This is a genomic window from Pseudomonas sp. ESBL9 (assembly GCF_036668715.1).
Lineage (GTDB): Bacteria > Pseudomonadota > Gammaproteobacteria > Pseudomonadales > Pseudomonadaceae > Aquipseudomonas > Aquipseudomonas lundensis.
In genome coordinates, this window is record NZ_JAZEVV010000001.1 from 575,157 (window position 1) to 592,478 (window position 17,322).

Annotated in this window: 19 protein-coding genes; 9 read left to right on the plus strand and 10 right to left on the minus strand. The window is 57.6% G+C overall.

The window, feature by feature from the left end:
- Positions 1 to 40 precede the first annotated feature (40 nt).
- From V6F78_RS02450 to V6F78_RS02475, 6 genes are all read left to right on the plus strand, one after another.
- On the plus strand, positions 41 to 970 hold the full coding sequence (locus V6F78_RS02450) for a sugar ABC transporter substrate-binding protein (protein WP_332726564.1): 930 nt from the start codon (positions 41 to 43) through the stop codon (positions 968 to 970).
- A 92-nt stretch (positions 971 to 1,062) separates the two neighbouring features.
- Positions 1,063 to 2,628 carry a sugar ABC transporter ATP-binding protein gene (locus V6F78_RS02455; protein ID WP_048376080.1) on the plus strand — a complete coding sequence of 522 codons (1,566 nt, stop codon included), beginning with the start codon at positions 1,063 to 1,065 and terminating at the stop codon, positions 2,626 to 2,628.
- Positions 2,629 to 2,690: 62 nt separating this feature from the next.
- Positions 2,691 to 3,713: an ABC transporter permease gene (locus V6F78_RS02460; RefSeq protein ID WP_094990842.1), complete on the plus strand. Its 1,023-nt coding sequence runs from the start codon at positions 2,691 to 2,693 to the stop codon at positions 3,711 to 3,713.
- A gap of 367 nt (positions 3,714 to 4,080) precedes the next feature.
- Positions 4,081 to 4,485, plus strand: a complete 405-nt coding sequence (locus V6F78_RS02465; protein ID WP_047274833.1) for a TraR/DksA family transcriptional regulator — start codon at positions 4,081 to 4,083, stop codon at positions 4,483 to 4,485.
- A 197-nt stretch (positions 4,486 to 4,682) separates the two neighbouring features.
- Positions 4,683 to 6,029, plus strand: coding sequence for a phospholipase effector Tle1 domain-containing protein (locus tag V6F78_RS02470; protein ID WP_047291372.1), 1,347 nt, complete (start codon positions 4,683 to 4,685; stop codon positions 6,027 to 6,029).
- 126 nt (positions 6,030 to 6,155) lie between these two features.
- Positions 6,156 to 6,365, plus strand: a complete 210-nt coding sequence (locus V6F78_RS02475) for a hypothetical protein (protein WP_047274830.1) — start codon at positions 6,156 to 6,158, stop codon at positions 6,363 to 6,365.
- Here the strand turns inward: V6F78_RS02475 and V6F78_RS02480 are convergent.
- The 3 genes from V6F78_RS02480 to V6F78_RS02490 all read right to left on the minus strand — a co-directional run bounded on the left by V6F78_RS02480 (position 6,356) and on the right by V6F78_RS02490 (position 7,398).
- On the minus strand, positions 6,356 to 6,598 hold the full coding sequence (locus V6F78_RS02480) for a DUF2789 domain-containing protein (protein WP_047291374.1): 243 nt from the start codon (positions 6,596 to 6,598) through the stop codon (positions 6,356 to 6,358). The genes V6F78_RS02475 and V6F78_RS02480 overlap by 10 nt on opposite strands.
- A gap of 98 nt (positions 6,599 to 6,696) precedes the next feature.
- Positions 6,697 to 7,095, minus strand: a complete 399-nt coding sequence (locus V6F78_RS02485; protein ID WP_047291376.1) for a hypothetical protein — start codon at positions 7,093 to 7,095, stop codon at positions 6,697 to 6,699.
- A gap of 72 nt (positions 7,096 to 7,167) precedes the next feature.
- On the minus strand, positions 7,168 to 7,398 hold the full coding sequence (locus V6F78_RS02490) for a hypothetical protein (RefSeq protein ID WP_047274826.1): 231 nt from the start codon (positions 7,396 to 7,398) through the stop codon (positions 7,168 to 7,170).
- Positions 7,399 to 7,603: 205 nt separating this feature from the next.
- On the opposite strand from V6F78_RS02490, the gene V6F78_RS02495 reads away from it, so the two are divergent.
- From V6F78_RS02495 to V6F78_RS02505, 3 genes are all read left to right on the plus strand, one after another.
- Positions 7,604 to 7,783, plus strand: a complete 180-nt coding sequence (locus V6F78_RS02495; protein ID WP_139048366.1) for a hypothetical protein — start codon at positions 7,604 to 7,606, stop codon at positions 7,781 to 7,783.
- 417 nt (positions 7,784 to 8,200) lie between these two features.
- Positions 8,201 to 8,671, plus strand: a complete 471-nt coding sequence (locus tag V6F78_RS02500) for a hypothetical protein (RefSeq protein WP_047291377.1) — start codon at positions 8,201 to 8,203, stop codon at positions 8,669 to 8,671.
- Positions 8,668 to 8,865, plus strand: coding sequence for a hypothetical protein (locus tag V6F78_RS02505; RefSeq protein WP_047291379.1), 198 nt, complete (start codon positions 8,668 to 8,670; stop codon positions 8,863 to 8,865). Before V6F78_RS02500 ends, V6F78_RS02505 begins: the two co-directional genes overlap by 4 nt.
- 3 nt (positions 8,866 to 8,868) lie before the next feature.
- On the opposite strand, the gene V6F78_RS02510 is transcribed toward V6F78_RS02505, so the two are convergent.
- From V6F78_RS02510 to V6F78_RS02540, 7 genes are all read right to left on the minus strand, one after another.
- A complete protein-coding gene (locus V6F78_RS02510) occupies positions 8,869 to 10,059 on the minus strand; it encodes an acyl-CoA dehydrogenase family protein (protein ID WP_332726565.1) in 1,191 nt (396 codons plus the stop codon).
- Positions 10,056 to 11,228 (minus strand): acyl-CoA dehydrogenase family protein, encoded by a 1,173-nt coding sequence (locus tag V6F78_RS02515; RefSeq protein ID WP_048376074.1) that lies wholly within the window; start codon positions 11,226 to 11,228, stop codon positions 10,056 to 10,058. Before V6F78_RS02515 ends, V6F78_RS02510 begins: the two co-directional genes overlap by 4 nt.
- A 110-nt stretch (positions 11,229 to 11,338) precedes the next feature.
- Positions 11,339 to 11,827 carry a hypothetical protein gene (locus V6F78_RS02520; protein ID WP_047291385.1) on the minus strand — a complete coding sequence of 163 codons (489 nt, stop codon included), beginning with the start codon at positions 11,825 to 11,827 and terminating at the stop codon, positions 11,339 to 11,341.
- Positions 11,827 to 12,567 carry a molecular chaperone gene (locus tag V6F78_RS02525; protein ID WP_332726842.1) on the minus strand — a complete coding sequence of 247 codons (741 nt, stop codon included), beginning with the start codon at positions 12,565 to 12,567 and terminating at the stop codon, positions 11,827 to 11,829. The genes V6F78_RS02520 and V6F78_RS02525 overlap by 1 nt, the downstream gene beginning before the upstream one ends.
- Before the next feature lie 39 nt (positions 12,568 to 12,606).
- Positions 12,607 to 13,857, minus strand: a complete 1,251-nt coding sequence (locus tag V6F78_RS02530; protein ID WP_080963735.1) for a hypothetical protein — start codon at positions 13,855 to 13,857, stop codon at positions 12,607 to 12,609.
- A gap of 52 nt (positions 13,858 to 13,909) precedes the next feature.
- Positions 13,910 to 16,435, minus strand: a complete 2,526-nt coding sequence (locus tag V6F78_RS02535) for a TcfC E-set like domain-containing protein (protein WP_332726566.1) — start codon at positions 16,433 to 16,435, stop codon at positions 13,910 to 13,912.
- A gap of 103 nt (positions 16,436 to 16,538) precedes the next feature.
- A complete protein-coding gene (locus tag V6F78_RS02540; RefSeq protein ID WP_047291388.1) occupies positions 16,539 to 17,036 on the minus strand; it encodes a CS1 type fimbrial major subunit in 498 nt (165 codons plus the stop codon).
- Positions 17,037 to 17,322: the final 286 nt, after the last annotated feature.

The window sequence follows — 17,322 nt, forward strand, 5'->3', positions numbered from 1 at the left end:
CGCATCTATAAAACCAACAAGAATGTGGAGACTGCCCCAAATGAAACCCAGCTTACGAATCGCTTCCCTTGCGCTCTCGATCCTGTTCGCCAGCGGCGCGGCCATGGCCGATGTCAACATTGGCGTGAGCATGTCCCAGTTCGATGACACCTACCTGACGTACCTGCGCGAGTCGATGAACGACAAAGCCAAGACCTACCCCGAAGGCGTCAAATTGCAGTTTGAAGACGCCCGCGCCGACGTAGTCAAGCAACTGAGCCAAGTCGAAAACTTTATCAGCCAAAAGGTCGACGCGATCATCGTCAACCCGGTGGATACCGCATCCACCGACCGTATTACCAAAGCGGCGGTCGCCGCGGGCATCCCGTTGATCTACGTCAACCGCCGCCCGGACCAAACCGATCTGCCGCAGGGCGTGGCCACAGTGGCCTCCGATGACCTGGAGGCCGGGCGCATGCAGATGCAGTACCTGGCCGACAAAATGGGTGGCAAGGGGAACATCGTGATCCTGCTCGGTGATCTGGCCAATAACTCCACCACCAACCGCACCAAGGGCGTGAAAGCAGTACTGGCCCAGTACCCCGGCATCAAGGTCGATCAGGAGCAAACCGGCATCTGGCTGCGGGACAAGGCCATGACCCTGACCAATGACTGGATCACCCAGGGCCGTGAGTTCGATGCCGTGGTGTCCAACAACGACGAAATGGCCATTGGCGCCGCGATGGCGCTCAAGCAGGCTGGCATCGCAAAAGGCAAGGTGTTGATTACGGGTGTCGACGGTACTGAAGACGGTGTGCGGGCGGTCGAGAAGGGCGATTTAACCCTTTCGGTGTTCCAGGACGCCGCCGGGCAGGCCAACGGCTCGGTCGAGACGGCGCTGAAGATGATCAACAAAGCGCCTTACGAGCAGGCGGTCTGGGTGCCGTTCCAGCTGATTACCCAAGACAACGTCAGCACGTATAAAAAGTAGTCGTCCATTCACCCCCACAACAACAATAAGCGGCGAGGCTCAACCTTGTCCGCAGTCCCGGCCCACACCGGGGCACCTGAGGAGTACTGGCTATGCTCGCGTCAGCGACTGTTTCAAGGACCCCGGCCGTGGCGACTGCCGCCCCGGCCACCTCGGCGGAGGCGCCCTACCTGTTGGAAGTGGTGAATGTCAGCAAGGGCTTCCCTGGTGTGGTTGCCCTGGATGACGTGCAGTTGCGCGTGCGAGCGGGCACCGTGCTGGCGCTGATGGGGGAGAACGGCGCGGGCAAGTCCACGCTGATGAAAATCATCGCCGGTATCTACCAGCCCGACGCGGGGCAGTTGCGGTTGCGTGGCCAACCCGTCGCCTTTAATGGGCCGCTGGCGGCCTTGCAGGCCGGGATCGCGATGATTCATCAGGAACTCAACCTGATGCCGCACATGAGCATCGCCGAGAACATCTGGATGGGTCGCGAACAGCTCAACAGCCTGCGCATGATCGATCACCGCGAAATGTACCGCTGCACCGCGCAACTGCTGGAGCGCTTGCGCATCAATCTTGATCCGCAGGAACTGGTCGGCCACCTGAGCATTGCCGAGCGCCAGATGGTTGAAATCGCCAAGGCGGTCTCCTATGACTCGGACATCCTGATCATGGATGAGCCGACCTCGGCCATTACCGACAAAGAGGTCGACCACCTGTTTTCGATCATTGCCGACCTCAAGGCGCAGGGCAAAGGCATCATTTACATCACCCACAAAATGAATGAAGTGTTTGCCATCGCGGATGAAGTGGCGGTGTTTCGTGACGGTGCGTACATCGGTCTGCAACGCGCCGACAGCATGGACAGCGACAGCCTGATTTCGATGATGGTGGGCCGTGAGCTGACGCAGTTGTTCCCGGTGCGGGAAAACCCGCTCGGGCAATTGCTGCTCTCGGTTCGTGACTTGCGCCTGGACGGCGTGTTTCACGGGGTGTCGTTCGACCTGCATGCCGGGGAAATCCTTGGCATTGCCGGGCTCATGGGGTCGGGCCGCACCAACATCGCCGAAACCCTGTTTGGCATCACCCCGTGCGATGGCGGCGAGGTTCAGCTCGACGGTCAGGCGGTGCGCATCACCAGCCCCAATCTGGCGATTGAGAAGGGCTTCGCGCTGTTGACCGAAGACCGCAAGTTGACGGGGCTGTTTCCTTGCCTGTCGGTGCTGGAAAACATGGAAATGGCGATCCTGCCGCAATACGCCGACAACGGTTTTATCCAGCAAAAAGCCTTGCGCGCATTGTGCGAGGACATGTGTAAAAAGCTGCGGGTCAAAACCCCGTCGCTGGAGCAATGCATCGACACCCTGTCGGGGGGGAACCAGCAAAAAGCCCTGCTGGCACGCTGGTTGATGACCAACCCGCGGCTGTTGATCCTCGATGAACCGACCCGCGGCATTGATGTGGGGGCCAAAGTCGAGATTTACCGGCTGATTTCATTCCTCGCCAGTGAGGGCATGGCGGTGATCATGATTTCTTCGGAGCTGCCTGAAGTGCTGGGCATGAGCGACCGGGTCATGGTCATGCATGAAGGCGAGCAGATGGGCACCCTCGATCGCGCCGACGCCACCCAGGAACGGGTCATGCAACTGGCCTCGGGCATCACGGCGATTCATTAACCATTTCAGGGCGCCGGCGGCGACTGCGCCGGTAGCTCCGCAGAGTGAGAGGGCACATGTCCATGAACGCAATAACGGATAACAAACCCGCCATGGCACCCAGTAAATCCCGGCGTCGTTTTCCGACCGAATTGAGCATCTTTCTGGTGCTGATCGGCATCGGGCTGGTGTTCGAACTGTTCGGCTGGATCGTGCGTGACCAGAGCTTTTTGATGAACTCCCAGCGCCTGGTGCTGATGATTCTGCAAGTGTCGGTGATCGGTTTGCTGGCGATTGGCGTCACCCAGGTCATCATCACCACAGGGATCGACCTGTCTTCGGGGTCGGTGCTGGCCTTGTCGGCCATGGTGGCCGCGAGCCTGGCGCAAACCTCGGATTTCAGCCGGGCCGTGTTCCCGTCACTGACCGACTTGCCGGTCTGGATTCCGGTGGTCGCGGGGCTTGGGGTCGGGCTGCTGGCCGGTGCCATCAACGGCAGCATCATCGCCATCACCGGCATACCGCCCTTTATCGCAACGCTGGGCATGATGGTGTCTGCCCGTGGGCTGGCGCGTTATTACACCGAAGGCCAACCGGTCAGCATGCTGTCTGATTCCTACACGGCCATCGGCCATGGCGCCATGCCGGTGATCATCTTTCTGATGGTGGCGCTGATCTTCCACATTGCCCTGCGTTACACCAAATACGGCAAATACACCTATGCCATCGGTGGCAACATGCAGGCGGCGCGGACCTCGGGGATCAACGTCAAGCGTCACTTGATTATCGTCTACAGCATTGCCGGGTTGCTGGCAGGCCTGGCCGGAGTCGTGGCATCGGCAAGGGCGGCCACGGGGCAGGCGGGCATGGGCATGTCCTACGAGCTGGACGCCATTGCCGCGGCGGTGATTGGCGGCACCAGCCTGGCCGGGGGCGTGGGGCGGATTACCGGCACGGTGATTGGCGCGCTGATCCTGGGCGTCATGGCCAGCGGCTTCACCTTTGTGGGGGTCGATGCCTACATTCAGGACATCATCAAGGGCCTGATCATCGTGGTGGCGGTGGTGATCGACCAGTACCGCAACAAGCGCAAACTCAAACGCTGACAGGGCGGTGTAACTTTTTCCGATCACATCGGCCTAAAAAACCTGAGCATCGGTGGCGATAACGCCCCTGATGCTCAGGTTTTTCGTGCATTAAAAGGGGGCGATTTCAGTGTTTGCATGGAATTTCCTGCCATCCGCGTACTCCATTAGGCCCTGCGGGACAGGTTTTTCGTCTTTTTCCAGGTTTTGCTGGACAAATAGCTGTCATTTCAGTTGCTGAGTCGATAACTCGGCCGTAGACTGCCGCCCCTCGTAAATTGAGTGCCGGGTGGCGCTTGAAATAGATAGCACCTAACTGGTTGGGATGAAGATCGGTCAGGACGCTCCCTAATTCGCCTTAATGCACGTATTTTTTATAGAGAAATCAATGACAAAGGATAAGTTGCTGGCCATGCCGGCGGATGACTACATGAATGCCGAGCAACATGCTTTTTTCACTGAGCTGTTGCAAAACATGAAGGTCGAAACCCACGAGCGGATTGAGCAGAATCGCATCGCGATCGAGAGCCTGGACACCCCGGCCGACCCTGCAGACGCCGCTTCGGTTGAAGAAGAGCGTACCTGGCTGGTCAACGCGATTGACCGTGACCAGCGCATGCTGCCTCAGCTGGAACAAGCGCTGGAGCGCATCAAGGACGACAGCTTTGGCTGGTGTGACGACAGCGGTGACGCCATTGGCCTCAAGCGCCTGTTGATCAGCCCGACCACCAAATACTGCATCGAAGCTCAAGAGCGTCACGAGCAAATCGACAAGCATCAGCGTCAGGCCTGATCCTGACGTTGCCGGGCCGCGCAAAGCGGCCCCGGTAGCGCTTTTGGCCAAGCCGCCGTTCTGGCTGGTATTCGGCATCTTCTTGTGACACCTGCGTTCACACCCGGCCCACATTGAGCTGGCTGGCGACTTTTTGCACCCTTATATTGGCTCGCGCACTGTGCGTGAGGACGACTTATAAGAGGGGCAAAGGCGTGATGAGCAATTCCAGCAACACAGGAGGCGTGTTGCGGGTCGGTGTCTTTTTTGATGGAACGGCCAATAACCAGTACAACAGCGAATCGGGGCAGGCGCGTCTGGCGCAAGGCTTGATGATAGACGCCGCCAGCAGTTACGGCAGTGTGCCCACCAATATCGTCCTTCTTCATCAGCACTACCCCGTGCAGTCCGCCTTTGAGACGGATGGGCGCAGGGTCACGTCGCTCTATATCAGCGGAATCGGAACCACGACCGGTCAGGCCGATACGCGCTTTCCGGCGCAGACGTACGGCCGCGGCAGTACCGGGGTGGTGGGCAAGGCGCAAGAGGCCCACGCGCGTTTGCTGCACTGCCTGCTGGAGGCCGTGAAGGCTTTACCGTCCCGTGCTTTGCAGCGCCTGGAGCTGGATATTTTCGGTTTCAGTCGCGGTGCGGCGGCTGCGCGGCATTTTGCCAATGAAGTGCAGGCCACCCGGTTCGACACCCGGTTGGCGCTGGCGCCGGGGTTTAACTGCGAAATCAATTTTATCGGGCTGTTTGACACGGTCGCGGCGATGGGCGGCTTGGTGGATTTGGGCGATATCAGCGATGACGTGAATCCGGGTCTTAATCTGTATCTGGGCCCGGACAGTGCGCGTCAGGTGGTGCAAATGAGCGCGCGGGATGAGCTGCGGCGCAACTTTGCCCTCACTCGAATTGCGCCGCAGTGGCCGATGGACGTCGCCGTTCCGGGCGCGCATGCAGATGTGGGCGGCGGCTATGCGCCGTACATGCTGGAGCAAGTGTTTCTCACGCGCTGGGAGACAAACCTGGTCAGCCCGGGGACTGCCCCCATGCTGACCCGCGCGTGGAAGACCACGGAGGCACAGTTGCCGTTTTGGCAGGCCAAAGACTTGCTGGACGAGCGTGACCCGGCGGCCTTGCTGGAAATCCGCACGGCATCGCATCAGCAAGGCACGCGCCGAGATCCGCTGCAGCGCGTGCAGGCAGCCATTTACATGCAGCGGCGTGTGGATGGGCATTTGTCACGGGTGTATTTACGGGTCATGCACGCGCTGGCCATTGAGCACGGTGTGCCTTTTATGGCCCTTTCAGACAGGCCCGAGATTCGTTTGCCGGAAGAGTTGCTGCCCATTGCGGACAAAATTCAAGAGCAATGGTCCAGCGGGCGTATTGCGCTGACAAGCGAGGAAGAACGGCTACTGCGACAGCGTTACATTCATCAGTCCGCGAACTGGAATGCCGCGATTGGCGAGGGGCTTGGTGCGCTGGATAAAGCGTTTTTCAACCTCCCGCAGGAGGGCGCTCGGCTGGTTTACGATCAACGCCTCCCGTCCTTGGCCTGACAACAGGGCGGTATTGTTACCGTTCATGCAATTGAGCTATGCGTGGCATAGCTTTTTCCTGCGTCCTTTTGTCACTAAGATGGCCCACATCGTTAGGAGACTAATTAACTAGGTGGAGTGGCCATCATGCGTAATCAAGTTGATATCGCCGTAATGATTGGAAGCGGTGTTCCCAAGGGCATGCGCGAAGCGGGACAAAAGGCCTGCTGGGTGGTGCTGGTCAATGGAGAACAGCGCGGGACCGCGTTTTCAACGCGCGCAGAAGCGCAAGAGTGCCAGAGCGCCTGGTTGGCGCAGTTGAGCGCCAACCCCGTGGCAATGCGCCTTCAGGCGTGAGGCGATTCGTGCAGGCGGACATTCAGTTCGTCTACCACGAGTGCCCAAGGGCCGTCTTCAAGCAGCTTTTCTTTCAGAAAACTCGCTTGCGCCGGTGACCAGAAGGGGGCCTCAACCAGCTTCACGTCTTCAGCCAGAAAATGGTCTGCAATGAATTGCTCCATGGCGGTTTCATCTGAATCCAGGCCAAGTTGGTTGAAGAGGTTTTCCAGCGTGACAGGTGTCTCGTCCATGTTCATCTCCAGAAGCGTCTAAGTGAGTACAGGGTATCTGAGGCCGTAGAACCCTCAGAGTTCGATTCAATGTGCGTGTAGCACTGTAGACCATGGTGTCAAATGGAGAGGTTAACGCTGCCGATCAAGGCTTTTTCGGCCTCGAAAAGTGAACTGAGGGCGACAGAGACCGCACTGTTGAGCGCGACCACCTGGCTTTTCGCCTTCATGATGGCGGCTGTGCGAGCTTCATCATTGCGATAGCGCCCGGCTTTGACGGCGGCCATCCGAGCATTGGCCTGGCGCAGGTGCTGCTGAAGCTGTTCAAGGCGTTTTTTCAGCAGCTTGATGCGTTTTTGCAAGGTTTCTACCGGCGTGTCGTCAGCGGCTTGCGCCGCATCGGTGTCTGCCCGCAACACGAGCTCAAACCGCCCAGGTTTCGCGGCAGGTGTCACGGCGTCGTTCAGGCGCGCTGCCCGAGGGGCCGCAAGGTGAGTGGCGATAGTGACGTTAATCATCAGTGATGCCCTTGACAGAGACTCACCCGGCTATCGGCCTGGCGCTGCGTTTCTTGAGCGAAAGGCCAGGATTCAGGCGTTCAGGGCACCCGCATCCACGGCTTCTTTCAGGGCTTTGGCGGCTTCTTTGCCAGCGACTTCAGCCACATCGGCGGTTTTGAACCAACGGTCTTTCTCGACCTGATGATAGGTGATGGTTTTGAGAGGGGGTTTGGCACGCATGACAATCACTGCCTGAAACTCGCCATCGACTTCTCTGGCTTCACCGCGGATAAAAAATTCGCCAATATCAAATTCCGTCACGTGTCACTTTCCCTTGGAGGTAATGGAGCCGGGTCAACCCGGCGGCATGGGCCGGGTCGATTGTTGCGCGAGTATGGCAGTTGTTGGCGGGCAGTGGCGCAGTTAAGTCATCCAACTGACGAAAGCGCTGCCGTCACAGAGGGGCGGGCGGGCTGAAATCGGGCTGTATTTTCTCTAACTGGCTTGCCAGCGCACAGGCTTCGTAATGCGAGCACCGAAAGCCCCTGATCTGGCCTGTGTGGGCTTCTCGTACATGAAAAAAGCCGTGGCTGATCGGTATCACTTGATAGTGGCGGGATTGTGTATACCCAAAGTCGGTGTTGAGCCGGTAGAATGGCGCCCCGTCAACGGGATCAGCCACGTTCTGGAGCCCATTGGCGGATGACGGATGAAAATCTGATCTGTCCATGGAACGACTTCCTTTGATTGAATGGTTCTAGCAAAAAGTTGTTCGGATCGAGGCTGGGCACGCACGTAAACTCCAGCCGTTGGCGTTTGTCTATTTGTAAGGTTTTTTTTAAAAACGCTGCGTCAGACATTACGTCTTTAAAAGCAGGTTTCCCCCCTAAGTGCACTAGTCCGTTTCATCGTTCGAGTGCGTACCGACGCTGCATAAGCGCCGATACCGCTGGTTCGTGGTGTCAGGGCGGGAATCCATCACGTTGATTGCTTGCAGTCACTTCTGAGCCACGGCTTCAGAAGGTTTTGTCGAACGCAGATTTCACAACCGGCAAGTCAAGGCTTGCTATCGGCTGCCTGTTTTTGTTTTGGCAGTCTTACTTCATTTTTCGAGGGTTTTTCGTTGGCAGTCAGCAATCTGGAGATGCACGCGTTATTTGTGTTGGGTGACCTGCGAGCGCGTCTGGTCAAATTGTTTCAATCCCGTTTTGTGTATGTCACCGAGCAGACGGCTGAAGACACCTACATGGCCGAAATCGATACCGACGCGGCATTGGTCGTCGATGACAAGCCTGGCTTGAAGTTAAAGGTGGGGGATCATTTCAGTGCGGCGGTACTTGCCAGCCGTGAAGGCGGGAAGTTCGAACTCAAGTTCCGCGAGATCAAAATGACGATTTATGGCATTGGCGACTATGCCTATGTCACCACGCCGCAAGGCGAAGGAATTGTGTTCAAGGAAGGTCAGCGGGTGATGCTGGTGTTCGCCGCCCATGAACAACTGGCCACCGGCCTAAGCAAAACCCTGAAGGCGGTCACTGCCAAAGCGGCCAAGTGGCGCAAAGGTGAGTTGACCTTCAAGGCCAGTAAAGAGTGACAGGCTCACGCGGCGAGTTTCATCGCCAGCATCAGGAACAGGCGACCGCCAAGGCGATCGAGCTGTTGGCCTGCCAGCCCCAGATGGGCAAGGGGTGGCTTACGTGGGTCGCCGGGCAGTTGTACACGTTGCGCCCGGCAGCCTACGCAAGCATGGTGCGTCGTGAACTGGCCCGGCTGCAGGACGCGGCCTGACGATCAGGTCCAGCGCCGCTCCCTGGGCATCCCGAGGGCGCGCTCGGCAATGATATTGCGCTGAATCTCGTTGCTGCCGCCGTAGATCGTGTCGGCGCGGGTGAACAAAAACAACGATTGCAGGCGTGTCAGTTCATAAGGCGCGCCCGCCAGCAGCTCGGCCTGTGGCCCCAGCACGTCCATGGCCAGCTTGCCCAGTTCGAGGTGCCAGGTGGACCACGCCAGTTTGTAGATCGTCGCCTCGGGCCGCAGGCTCCCGTCCTGTGGGCCGGACAACATGCGCAACGAGTTGTAGCGCAACACGCGCAAGCCGCTCCAGGCGTGCGCAATGCGCTGGCGCAGCACCGGGTCTTGCGCCGCGCCATTGGCTTTGGCAATGCGCACCACCTCGTCCAGTTCATTCTGAAACTGCATCTGCTGGCCCAGGGTGGAGACACCACGTTCGAACCCCAGCAGCGCCATGGCGATTTTCCAGCCTTCGCCGGGCTGACCGATCAGGTTGCTTGCACAGGTGCGCGCCTGGTCGAAAAACACTTCATTGAACTCACTGGTGCCGGTCAATTGCTTGATGGGCTGCACCGTGATCCCGGACTGGGCCATGGGCACCAACAAAAAGGACAGCCCGTGATGGCCCTTGCTCGCGGGTTCGGTTCGCGCCAGCACAAAACACCAGTCGGCTTCATGGGCCAGTGAGGTCCAGACCTTTTGCCCGCTGATCAACCATTCATTGCGTTGCGTGTCGAAGCTGGCGCGGGTGGTGATGTTGGCCAGATCGGAACCCGCACCGGGTTCGGAATACCCCTGACACCAAAACTGTTGACCGGCCAGAATCGGCGGTAAAAACCGCTGTTGTTGGTGCGCCGTGCCGAAGGCCGCCAACGTCGGGCCCACCAGGCCTTCGCCGATATGCCCCATGCGTCCCGGGCCACCAGCGCGTGCGTACTCTTCGTAAAAAATCACCTGCTGATTGATGCTCAACCCCTGGCCGCCGTGTTCGGTGGCCCAGCCGGCGCCTATCCAGCTGCCTTTGGCCAGCTCTTGTTCCCAGCGTTTACGTAACAGCGGGGCAAAATCTTCATCGCCCGGCCCGCCGCGAAAACGCAGGGTGCTGAATTCACCGCTCAGGTGCTGTTGCATCCACTGCGCCACGTGTTGACGAAACTGTTCGTCTTTCGCGCTGAAGCCAATATTCATGCCTGCTCCCCGAAGATCTGTCTGGCCAATTGCTCGCGATGAAACGCGGGCGCGCCCCACAGTTGTTCACTGGCGCGCGCACGCTTGAAGTACAAATGCGGGTCGTACTCCCAGGTAAACCCCACACCGCCATGCAATTGAATCGACTCGCTGGCGCACTGGAAGAAACCTTCGCTGGCGTGGATTTTGGCCGTGGCGGCGGCTTCAGCCAGTTGCCCGCGCACCTGGGGATCTGCATCAATGTTCAGACAGGCATCGGCGATACACGCGGCGTAGTAACTGGCCGAACGTGCGCATTCCACCGCGAGCATCAGGTCCGCGCAGCGGTGTTTGATGGCCTGGAAGCTGGCAATGCTACGCCCGAATTGCTGGCGCCCGCTGATGTAGGCCAGGGTCATGTCCAGCGACTGTTGGGCGCCGCCCGTTTGTTCGGCCGCGAGCCCCACGCACGCAAATTGAAGGGTTTGACACAGCAAGGCCCAGCCCTGGCCCGGCTCACTGAGTAATTGGTCATCGCTGAGTACGACGTTATCCAGGGTGATGTTCGCCAGACGCCGGGTTTGATCCAGTGTGGGCAATGCTTGCCTGATCAGGCCCGGCGTGTCGGCAGGCAGGGCAAACAGGCGTATCCCGGCTTCCCCGACGCTGCCCGGCGTGCGTGCCGCAATAATCAACAGATCGCAGTCGGCGCCGTCGATCACATTCAGGTATTGGCCACAGAGTTGGTAGCCATCTTTATGAGGGGTGGCATAGACCACGATGCTGCTGTCATCCCAGCGCTGCGTATTGGTGTAGCTCAGGCTGGCAGTGACCTCGCCGGCTGCGATCAACGGCAGCCAACGGGATTTGAGCGCTTCGTTTCGGCTCAGCAGCAAAGCTGGCAGAGCGAGGCAGCACGTGGCGTAGAACGCCGAGGGCAGCAGGCAGCGGCCCAATTGTTCCTGCAGCAGACAGACTTCGGCAAAGCCCAGCCCCAATCCGCCGTACCTTTCAGGAATCGCCAGTGCGGGCCAATACAGTTCCCGGGCGATGCGCGCCCAGGTCTGCGGGTCGTGCCCGCGCTCACTGGCCATGGCGCTGCGCACGGCTGCGGAGCTGGCGACTTGCGCCAGAAAGCGCTCGGCAGATTGTTGGATCATCCGCTGCTCATCTGTCAGGGCAAGCTGCATACCGGCTCCTCATCCTAATGCTTGAGATCAAGGCGCTAGCATGAAGTGGCCTCAGAACAGCGAACACCCTGACCCGGACTAGTCCGTTTGAAGTCTGTAACCCAATGCCATCAAGGGGCTGCGGTATCGAAGATTAATTGCACACTGCCGTAATAGTCCCCTGGCTCAAACCCCTCGGCGGGGGGCAGGGCGTCGATGCGTACCGGTACCCGTATGCCGTTATAGGCGTCGGCGGCAGACACCACGACGCTGTCGAATAACGTCAACACCTGCTCGTTGAACGTGACCCGAAGAGCAAAGGTGGTGTTGCCATTCGATAAGACGGGTTCATACCCCAGTCGGGCGGTCATGGCGCCCGCGGAACTGATCATATCGAACTGCGTACGCAGGGGCTCAAGGGTTGAACTCACCAAGTTCCAGCGCATTGGTTGTTCGCGCAGAACAAACTCGGGGTCCGCGGGGATGGCATAAAACTCGAAGGTCGGGATGGTTACGCTGACATCAAACTGGTGTTCTTCGCGGGCCGCATAAGTCACGGATGTACACAAGGACAGGGCTGTCGCGGTGAGCAGCATTGCCCGCAAGCGCGTCTGGAACATCAGGCTTTGACCTCGATAACTTTCTGCGCCCGGCCTTCCACCAGCGTGAACCGGTAATGACGTCCTGGCTGCTTGTCGAACCGCAGCGTCCGCCCCGGCAAGACGTGGGTTTTGGTAGTGGGCTTGCAGTGCAGCCTGTCGCTGGACGCGCAGTCCTTGAACTCGTCGACCACGACTACGCTGTTGCCTTGATTACGCAGCTGGTAGTGGTTCGGTGTGTTTTCAATCTGCGTATCAAAGCGGGTCTCTTTGGGCCTGACAAAGAACACCGTGCCGTAGCCGGCCAATACATTCACGCCTGCCGACAAGGTTTTTTTATAGTCACGGGCCTCTTCGGATGACAGCGCAAACTCGTCTTCTTTTACGGGCACCACGGGGATGAAACGCACGCGGAAGTAGCGCTCCTGCTCACGATCACCCATGAATAACAGCCGCGCACCTTGAGTACCGTTGGGCGGCACGATCAGGCGCGCGGGGCTGGACATCAAACCGTCGCGCACGCGTTTGTCTGTTTGGGTTTTGACCTCCACTTCCTCGGAGGAACCGTCGGCCTTGTAGAGGATTTCCTTGATCGACACCCTGACAAAAGCGGTGCTGTCGCCGCCGTTGAAGACGCGCTTCAAATACGTACTTTTATCCCCGTCCAGATAGTCATACACCATCCCGACATTGATAGTTGGCCCGGCCATACAGTTCAAGGAGATAAGCCACGCGCCCATAATTCCCGTCATTGTTTTCATCATGTTCTTATTCTCAAAAAAAGTGTGCGGTTTGTGTGTTTAAACTTCGGAATCCCAGATGACGGTGACACTGCCGTTATACGTGCCCTCCTGGAATAACATCTCGGCAACGTATTGTTTGTCTATTTCGAAGTGCAAGGTTCCCGGTTTTCGATCCACGTATTGCGTGGGTTCAAATAGCTCGGTTCCGGCACCACTCAACAACAACGGCTGGCGATTAACCGACGCGCCATTGGCGTGTCGCAATCCGTTGGGCAATGACACCGATACATTGATAGGTACTTCATGCTGACGGCTATTACTCAAGCCGCAGGTATCGCCAATAATTCGCTCGCAGGCCAATTGCATTTTGAAACGTGAGCTGGTATCGATCAGGAAGGTTTGATCGCGCAACAGTTTTTCCGGACGACGACCCGAATTCCAGAGTTGCCATCCTCCTTTGGGTTCAAGGGCGATGTTGTTGCCACCGGGGGGGATATGAACTTTCAGAATGTGTTTAACGCTTAATATGAAATTTAATGTCAATGCTGGGTCGTCGGGCAGGAAGTTATCGCCCATGTCAAAGTCCTGATGGGGCCCGAGTGTGTAGGCCATGCTTCCTGTGTATTCACCCGTTGACATCCCAAGCGGGTTAGGTGTTTCTATTTCATAAGAGAAATCGATGTAGTTGAATCTCATCCACGGAATATTGTATCTGGGAGGCTTGCCACAACTGCCACCCTGACTTGGCATCGCCCAAAAGAAGTCCAATGCATTGCTGGTATAAATTGGAGCCACAAGGGATTGGCAAGGAGCGGGTGCGCTTGCCCAATGTCCCCCGTTCCAGAGCTCCCTGTGCGCACCCAGCAGAGTACTGGCGTTACCTTCGACAAGTGTCAGCACTGGATCCGTTCTGACCGATGAGCCGAGACCGTTGATTCTGATTCTGAGGGTTTCAACTTCGCCCGTTTGGTTATGCTTGACGGTTAAGGAGCGCCATTCGGAAGGGGCACTCACCATGGCCCCTTGTCGAGGATTAGTATGATTGGCAATTATTGGATTGATTGAACTGAAATAGGTTTTTATTTTTAAACTTTTAATTCCCTTGGCGGCACACACCGTCGGTCGATGGGCGCAATAGCCCCCGTTATTGGGGGTTAAGTTTTCAAATGTGTTGTGCTGGGGATTTGCCGGGTCTGGTTTGAATTCAGCCAAGATACTCATCTCAAGCGCTGCCGCCTGGTTAAATATCAATAAGCCGCCCAACGAAATAAACCAGCTCATGATGGTGGGTTTAATACGTGTGGTCATGAAGGCTCCCTTTATCAATCTGTAGAGTGTGTTATCAGCCCTGGCATAGCGTTCATCCTGTCATTCCATGTTGCTGTGCAGGTTGTGCCAAGGTATCGGGTTGACATCGCAGGTCGCCGATTTCAACGACATCGTTAATTAACGATGTTTTATCCGTGTTGATGCGAAATTTACATAGCACACTGTTACCTTTACGTACTTCCAGAGTCGGTGCTTTGACGTTCAACTCCATTGAAAAGAAGCCGTCCACTTCACTGACCCCACGGCTGGCGTGATTAATGATGTGATGACCCTTGAGCGGATTGCCCGCTTGATCGATCAGGCGGCCCAGTACTGTGACGGTTTGCATGACCTGCAGGGTTTGATAGTCCACGCCCCCTTTATTCAAGTGATAACGCTTGCGCGCGGGTTCAATGGTGGCCGCCGGAGCGTGGTTGCCTTCAAAATCGAAACTTAATGAACTGCTTTTATAAGCGGTGATGGGGACGAAGTTACGTCCGGGACGCAACGTTGTACTGCCGCCACTGAGGTCGTCAGCGCGTAACAGGATGTCTTCCACATCGCTCACCACGTCGACAATCATCCCTGAGCCTTGTCCCTGATGCTGGCTGGTCATGACCGCTTTGCCTGCGCCGACCGCGAAGGTGCTTTCCAGGTTAAGGCCGCCCGTCAAGTTGCCGTTATAGGACGAGCGCTGCACAAACCCGTCCCCGTTCAGCGTATCGGTCTGCACGCTGGCACGACCGGCAAGGCCCAGCCCATAGGTGTCAGTGGAAACGGTGGCCGAGACACTTTGCAACGCGTGACCGGTCAAGTCCTTGCTGTAGGTGAGCGATGCATTGTTGTCGCGTCCGCCGTCACGGTCGGTGCGGCTGCCCACGCTGGCGGACCAACGCTCGCCCGGCGCGCCGAGTGCCAGGCTGAAGGTCAAGTCAAAGCCACGATTGCGGGCTGCACCGGAGCTGATGCTGGCGGGACGGTCAAATACCGAAAGTCGCCAGTTGCCGTCGCTGCCAAACCAGTGGGTGACCTGCGTCCAGCCCAGATCCAGCCCTATGCCGTCGGTATAACCCTGGCTATGGGACAACCGGGCATTCACGCTGCTTTTCGGGGTAAGGCGGTGGTTCAGGGCAAGGGATGAGTTGCTGGTCTGGCCAATGAACACCGAGCGCTGCCGAATGCGTGTGCCGTCGGGCAAGGTTTCATAGGTTTGGCGGGTGTCCAGCCAACTGCGGGTGTGGCTGAACACCAGACTCCCGCTGCCGTAGTTGTAGAGACCGTTCAGGTCAATGCCGGTGCCATAGTTTTCGGTCTCATAGACATTGGCGTACAGGTTGGCGTTGTTGGAGATGGACCAATCCACCGAGGTGCCCAGTTGCAGGTCCTGTTTGACCTGACGGCCGGACACGCCCACTACCACCCGGGGATGCAGCAAATAATTGAGCGAGGCCCCGGCGGTCATCTCGCCGCTGGCTTGCTCCTCCCAATTACTCAGCAGTTTGCTTTCGCGCCCGGCGAAGACGTTGTACCGCCAGCGCTGGTCAGGGTTGCGCCAGTTATTGGGTTTGTAGATGAGTTCCGGGGTGGTGCTGGTTATTTGCCCATCCTCGATCAGCCGCACCTGCACTTCATAGATGCCGCCCGGGAGTGGGCGGGTGTCGAGGCTTTGCAAGCCGGCGTTGACCATCTGGGTGTTGATCAGCAGGCCATTGCGGTAGATCTCCACGGTGGCCTGACGATTGGCCGTGACGTACACGGGATAAATACTGGGTTTGGGCTGTGTGATTGCCAGGCTGTCGGAGCTGCCGTACATCACCCCCAGTGCGGTGTCGGGGTTGGCGCCAAAAGTGCGGATCTGCCGGGTCAAACCCTCGGCGGTCGGGGTGAAATAGCCCAAGCGTAAAAAACTGCCTTCCAGCTCGCGTTGCGTAAACGCTTCATAAACAGCGTGGTAGAGCGTGCTGTCGTCAGGCCCGCCTTGGCGGGAGAGTTGCAGGTTCAAGCCCTGGGTCCAATTGCCCAGGCTGCTGCTGGCTTGCAGCGAGAAACGCCCGCCGAGGTCTTCTTCCTGGCCACCACTGAGGTTGAGCTGGTTACGCATGATCAGCCCCCGGCTACCCTGCGCGGGGAGTTCGTAGTACTGGCTGATCTGGTTTTCGCGTTCCGCGTTTTCAGTCAGCAGTGAGAGCCGTGAGTTCTCCAGGTCGTAATGCACGGCCAGTAATTGCTCCGGGCACTCGCCCGTGCAAGTGCCCAATGGCACACCTTGTTTGAGGTAAGTGGCCCAGGTGTCAAGCTCGTCGAGCGACAGTTGACTGCCTTCGTGGTCGGTGAATTCAAGCAGGGTCAGTCGATCATCGCGGGTCAGGACGATCATCGCTTCACCCACCCGTTGTTGATCGCGCTCCACCTGAACAGCCAGTGGGACATCAAACAGGTGTTCTTCGAAATCGGCAGGCAAGCCCTTGGCCTGGGCCAGCAGGCTACGTGGCGTGGTGCTGGATGCCGCGGTAGCAGCAAACGCGCAGCTGCCGAAAATCAAGGCAAGCGCTGCCGCGATGGGAGTCATCGGTAACATTCACGAGTTTCTCTGATTGCAGGCCGTTTAAGCGCCCCGCAGCGCCCGGAGAGGCTCCGGGCGCCAGGCATGATTGAAGGGTTCATGCCAGCAGGGCGACGGGTTATGGCGTGACGACGCGGGGTACGTTGTCGAAAATCACGGTGTACGACGCCGTGTAGTCGCCGACGTGTTCCTCATCGAGCGCGGCGGGGGTGATGACCAGATCAGCCCGGGTCCCTGGTGTCGAGGCCGCATCGCTTACCACTTCTTGAGGTGTAGCCGTCAGTGTCACGCCATTGAAGCTGGTCGCTAGCGCGATGTTCTGGGTGGGGTTGCCGTTAAACAGGCTGGCCGGGCCTCCTTCGATATAGGCGTGAATCGAACCGTCAGTGTTTTTGACATTGAACGGCTGTTTCAAGCTGCTCAAGGCGCCCGTGATCGGGTTGTAATGCAGGGTTTCATCCTTGCCGAACTCAGGGTCGTTGGGCAGGACGTAGAACATTTTGGTCGGGATGGTCGCTTTGATATTGATCAGGCTGCTGGCCTCGCCGGCTGCATGGGCAACCGTTGAACCCATTGTTAAGGCGAACAGTGAAGCAGCAACAATTTTATTCAACATGTTTGATGTCCAGTGTGAGTAAGAAAAGTGCAATAAGTCACCAGATGTTTAAACACGTCGCGGCCATTAAATAAAGCCGGGAAGTGCATAAAGCAGGGTGGGTGTTCCGAAATGATTCGGAGGGTGGTGAACTTTTAGAGCGGCCAAAGTATTAACTAAGTTATTTAAGTTTCCTATGTGGTTTTGAGTAGTACTTGTCTTTTCATATTGTGGCTTAAGTGCTATTTGATCTGTACGAATTTTCTTTTAGCGATGATGGATGTGTATTTTTATCGTATAAAGCTCA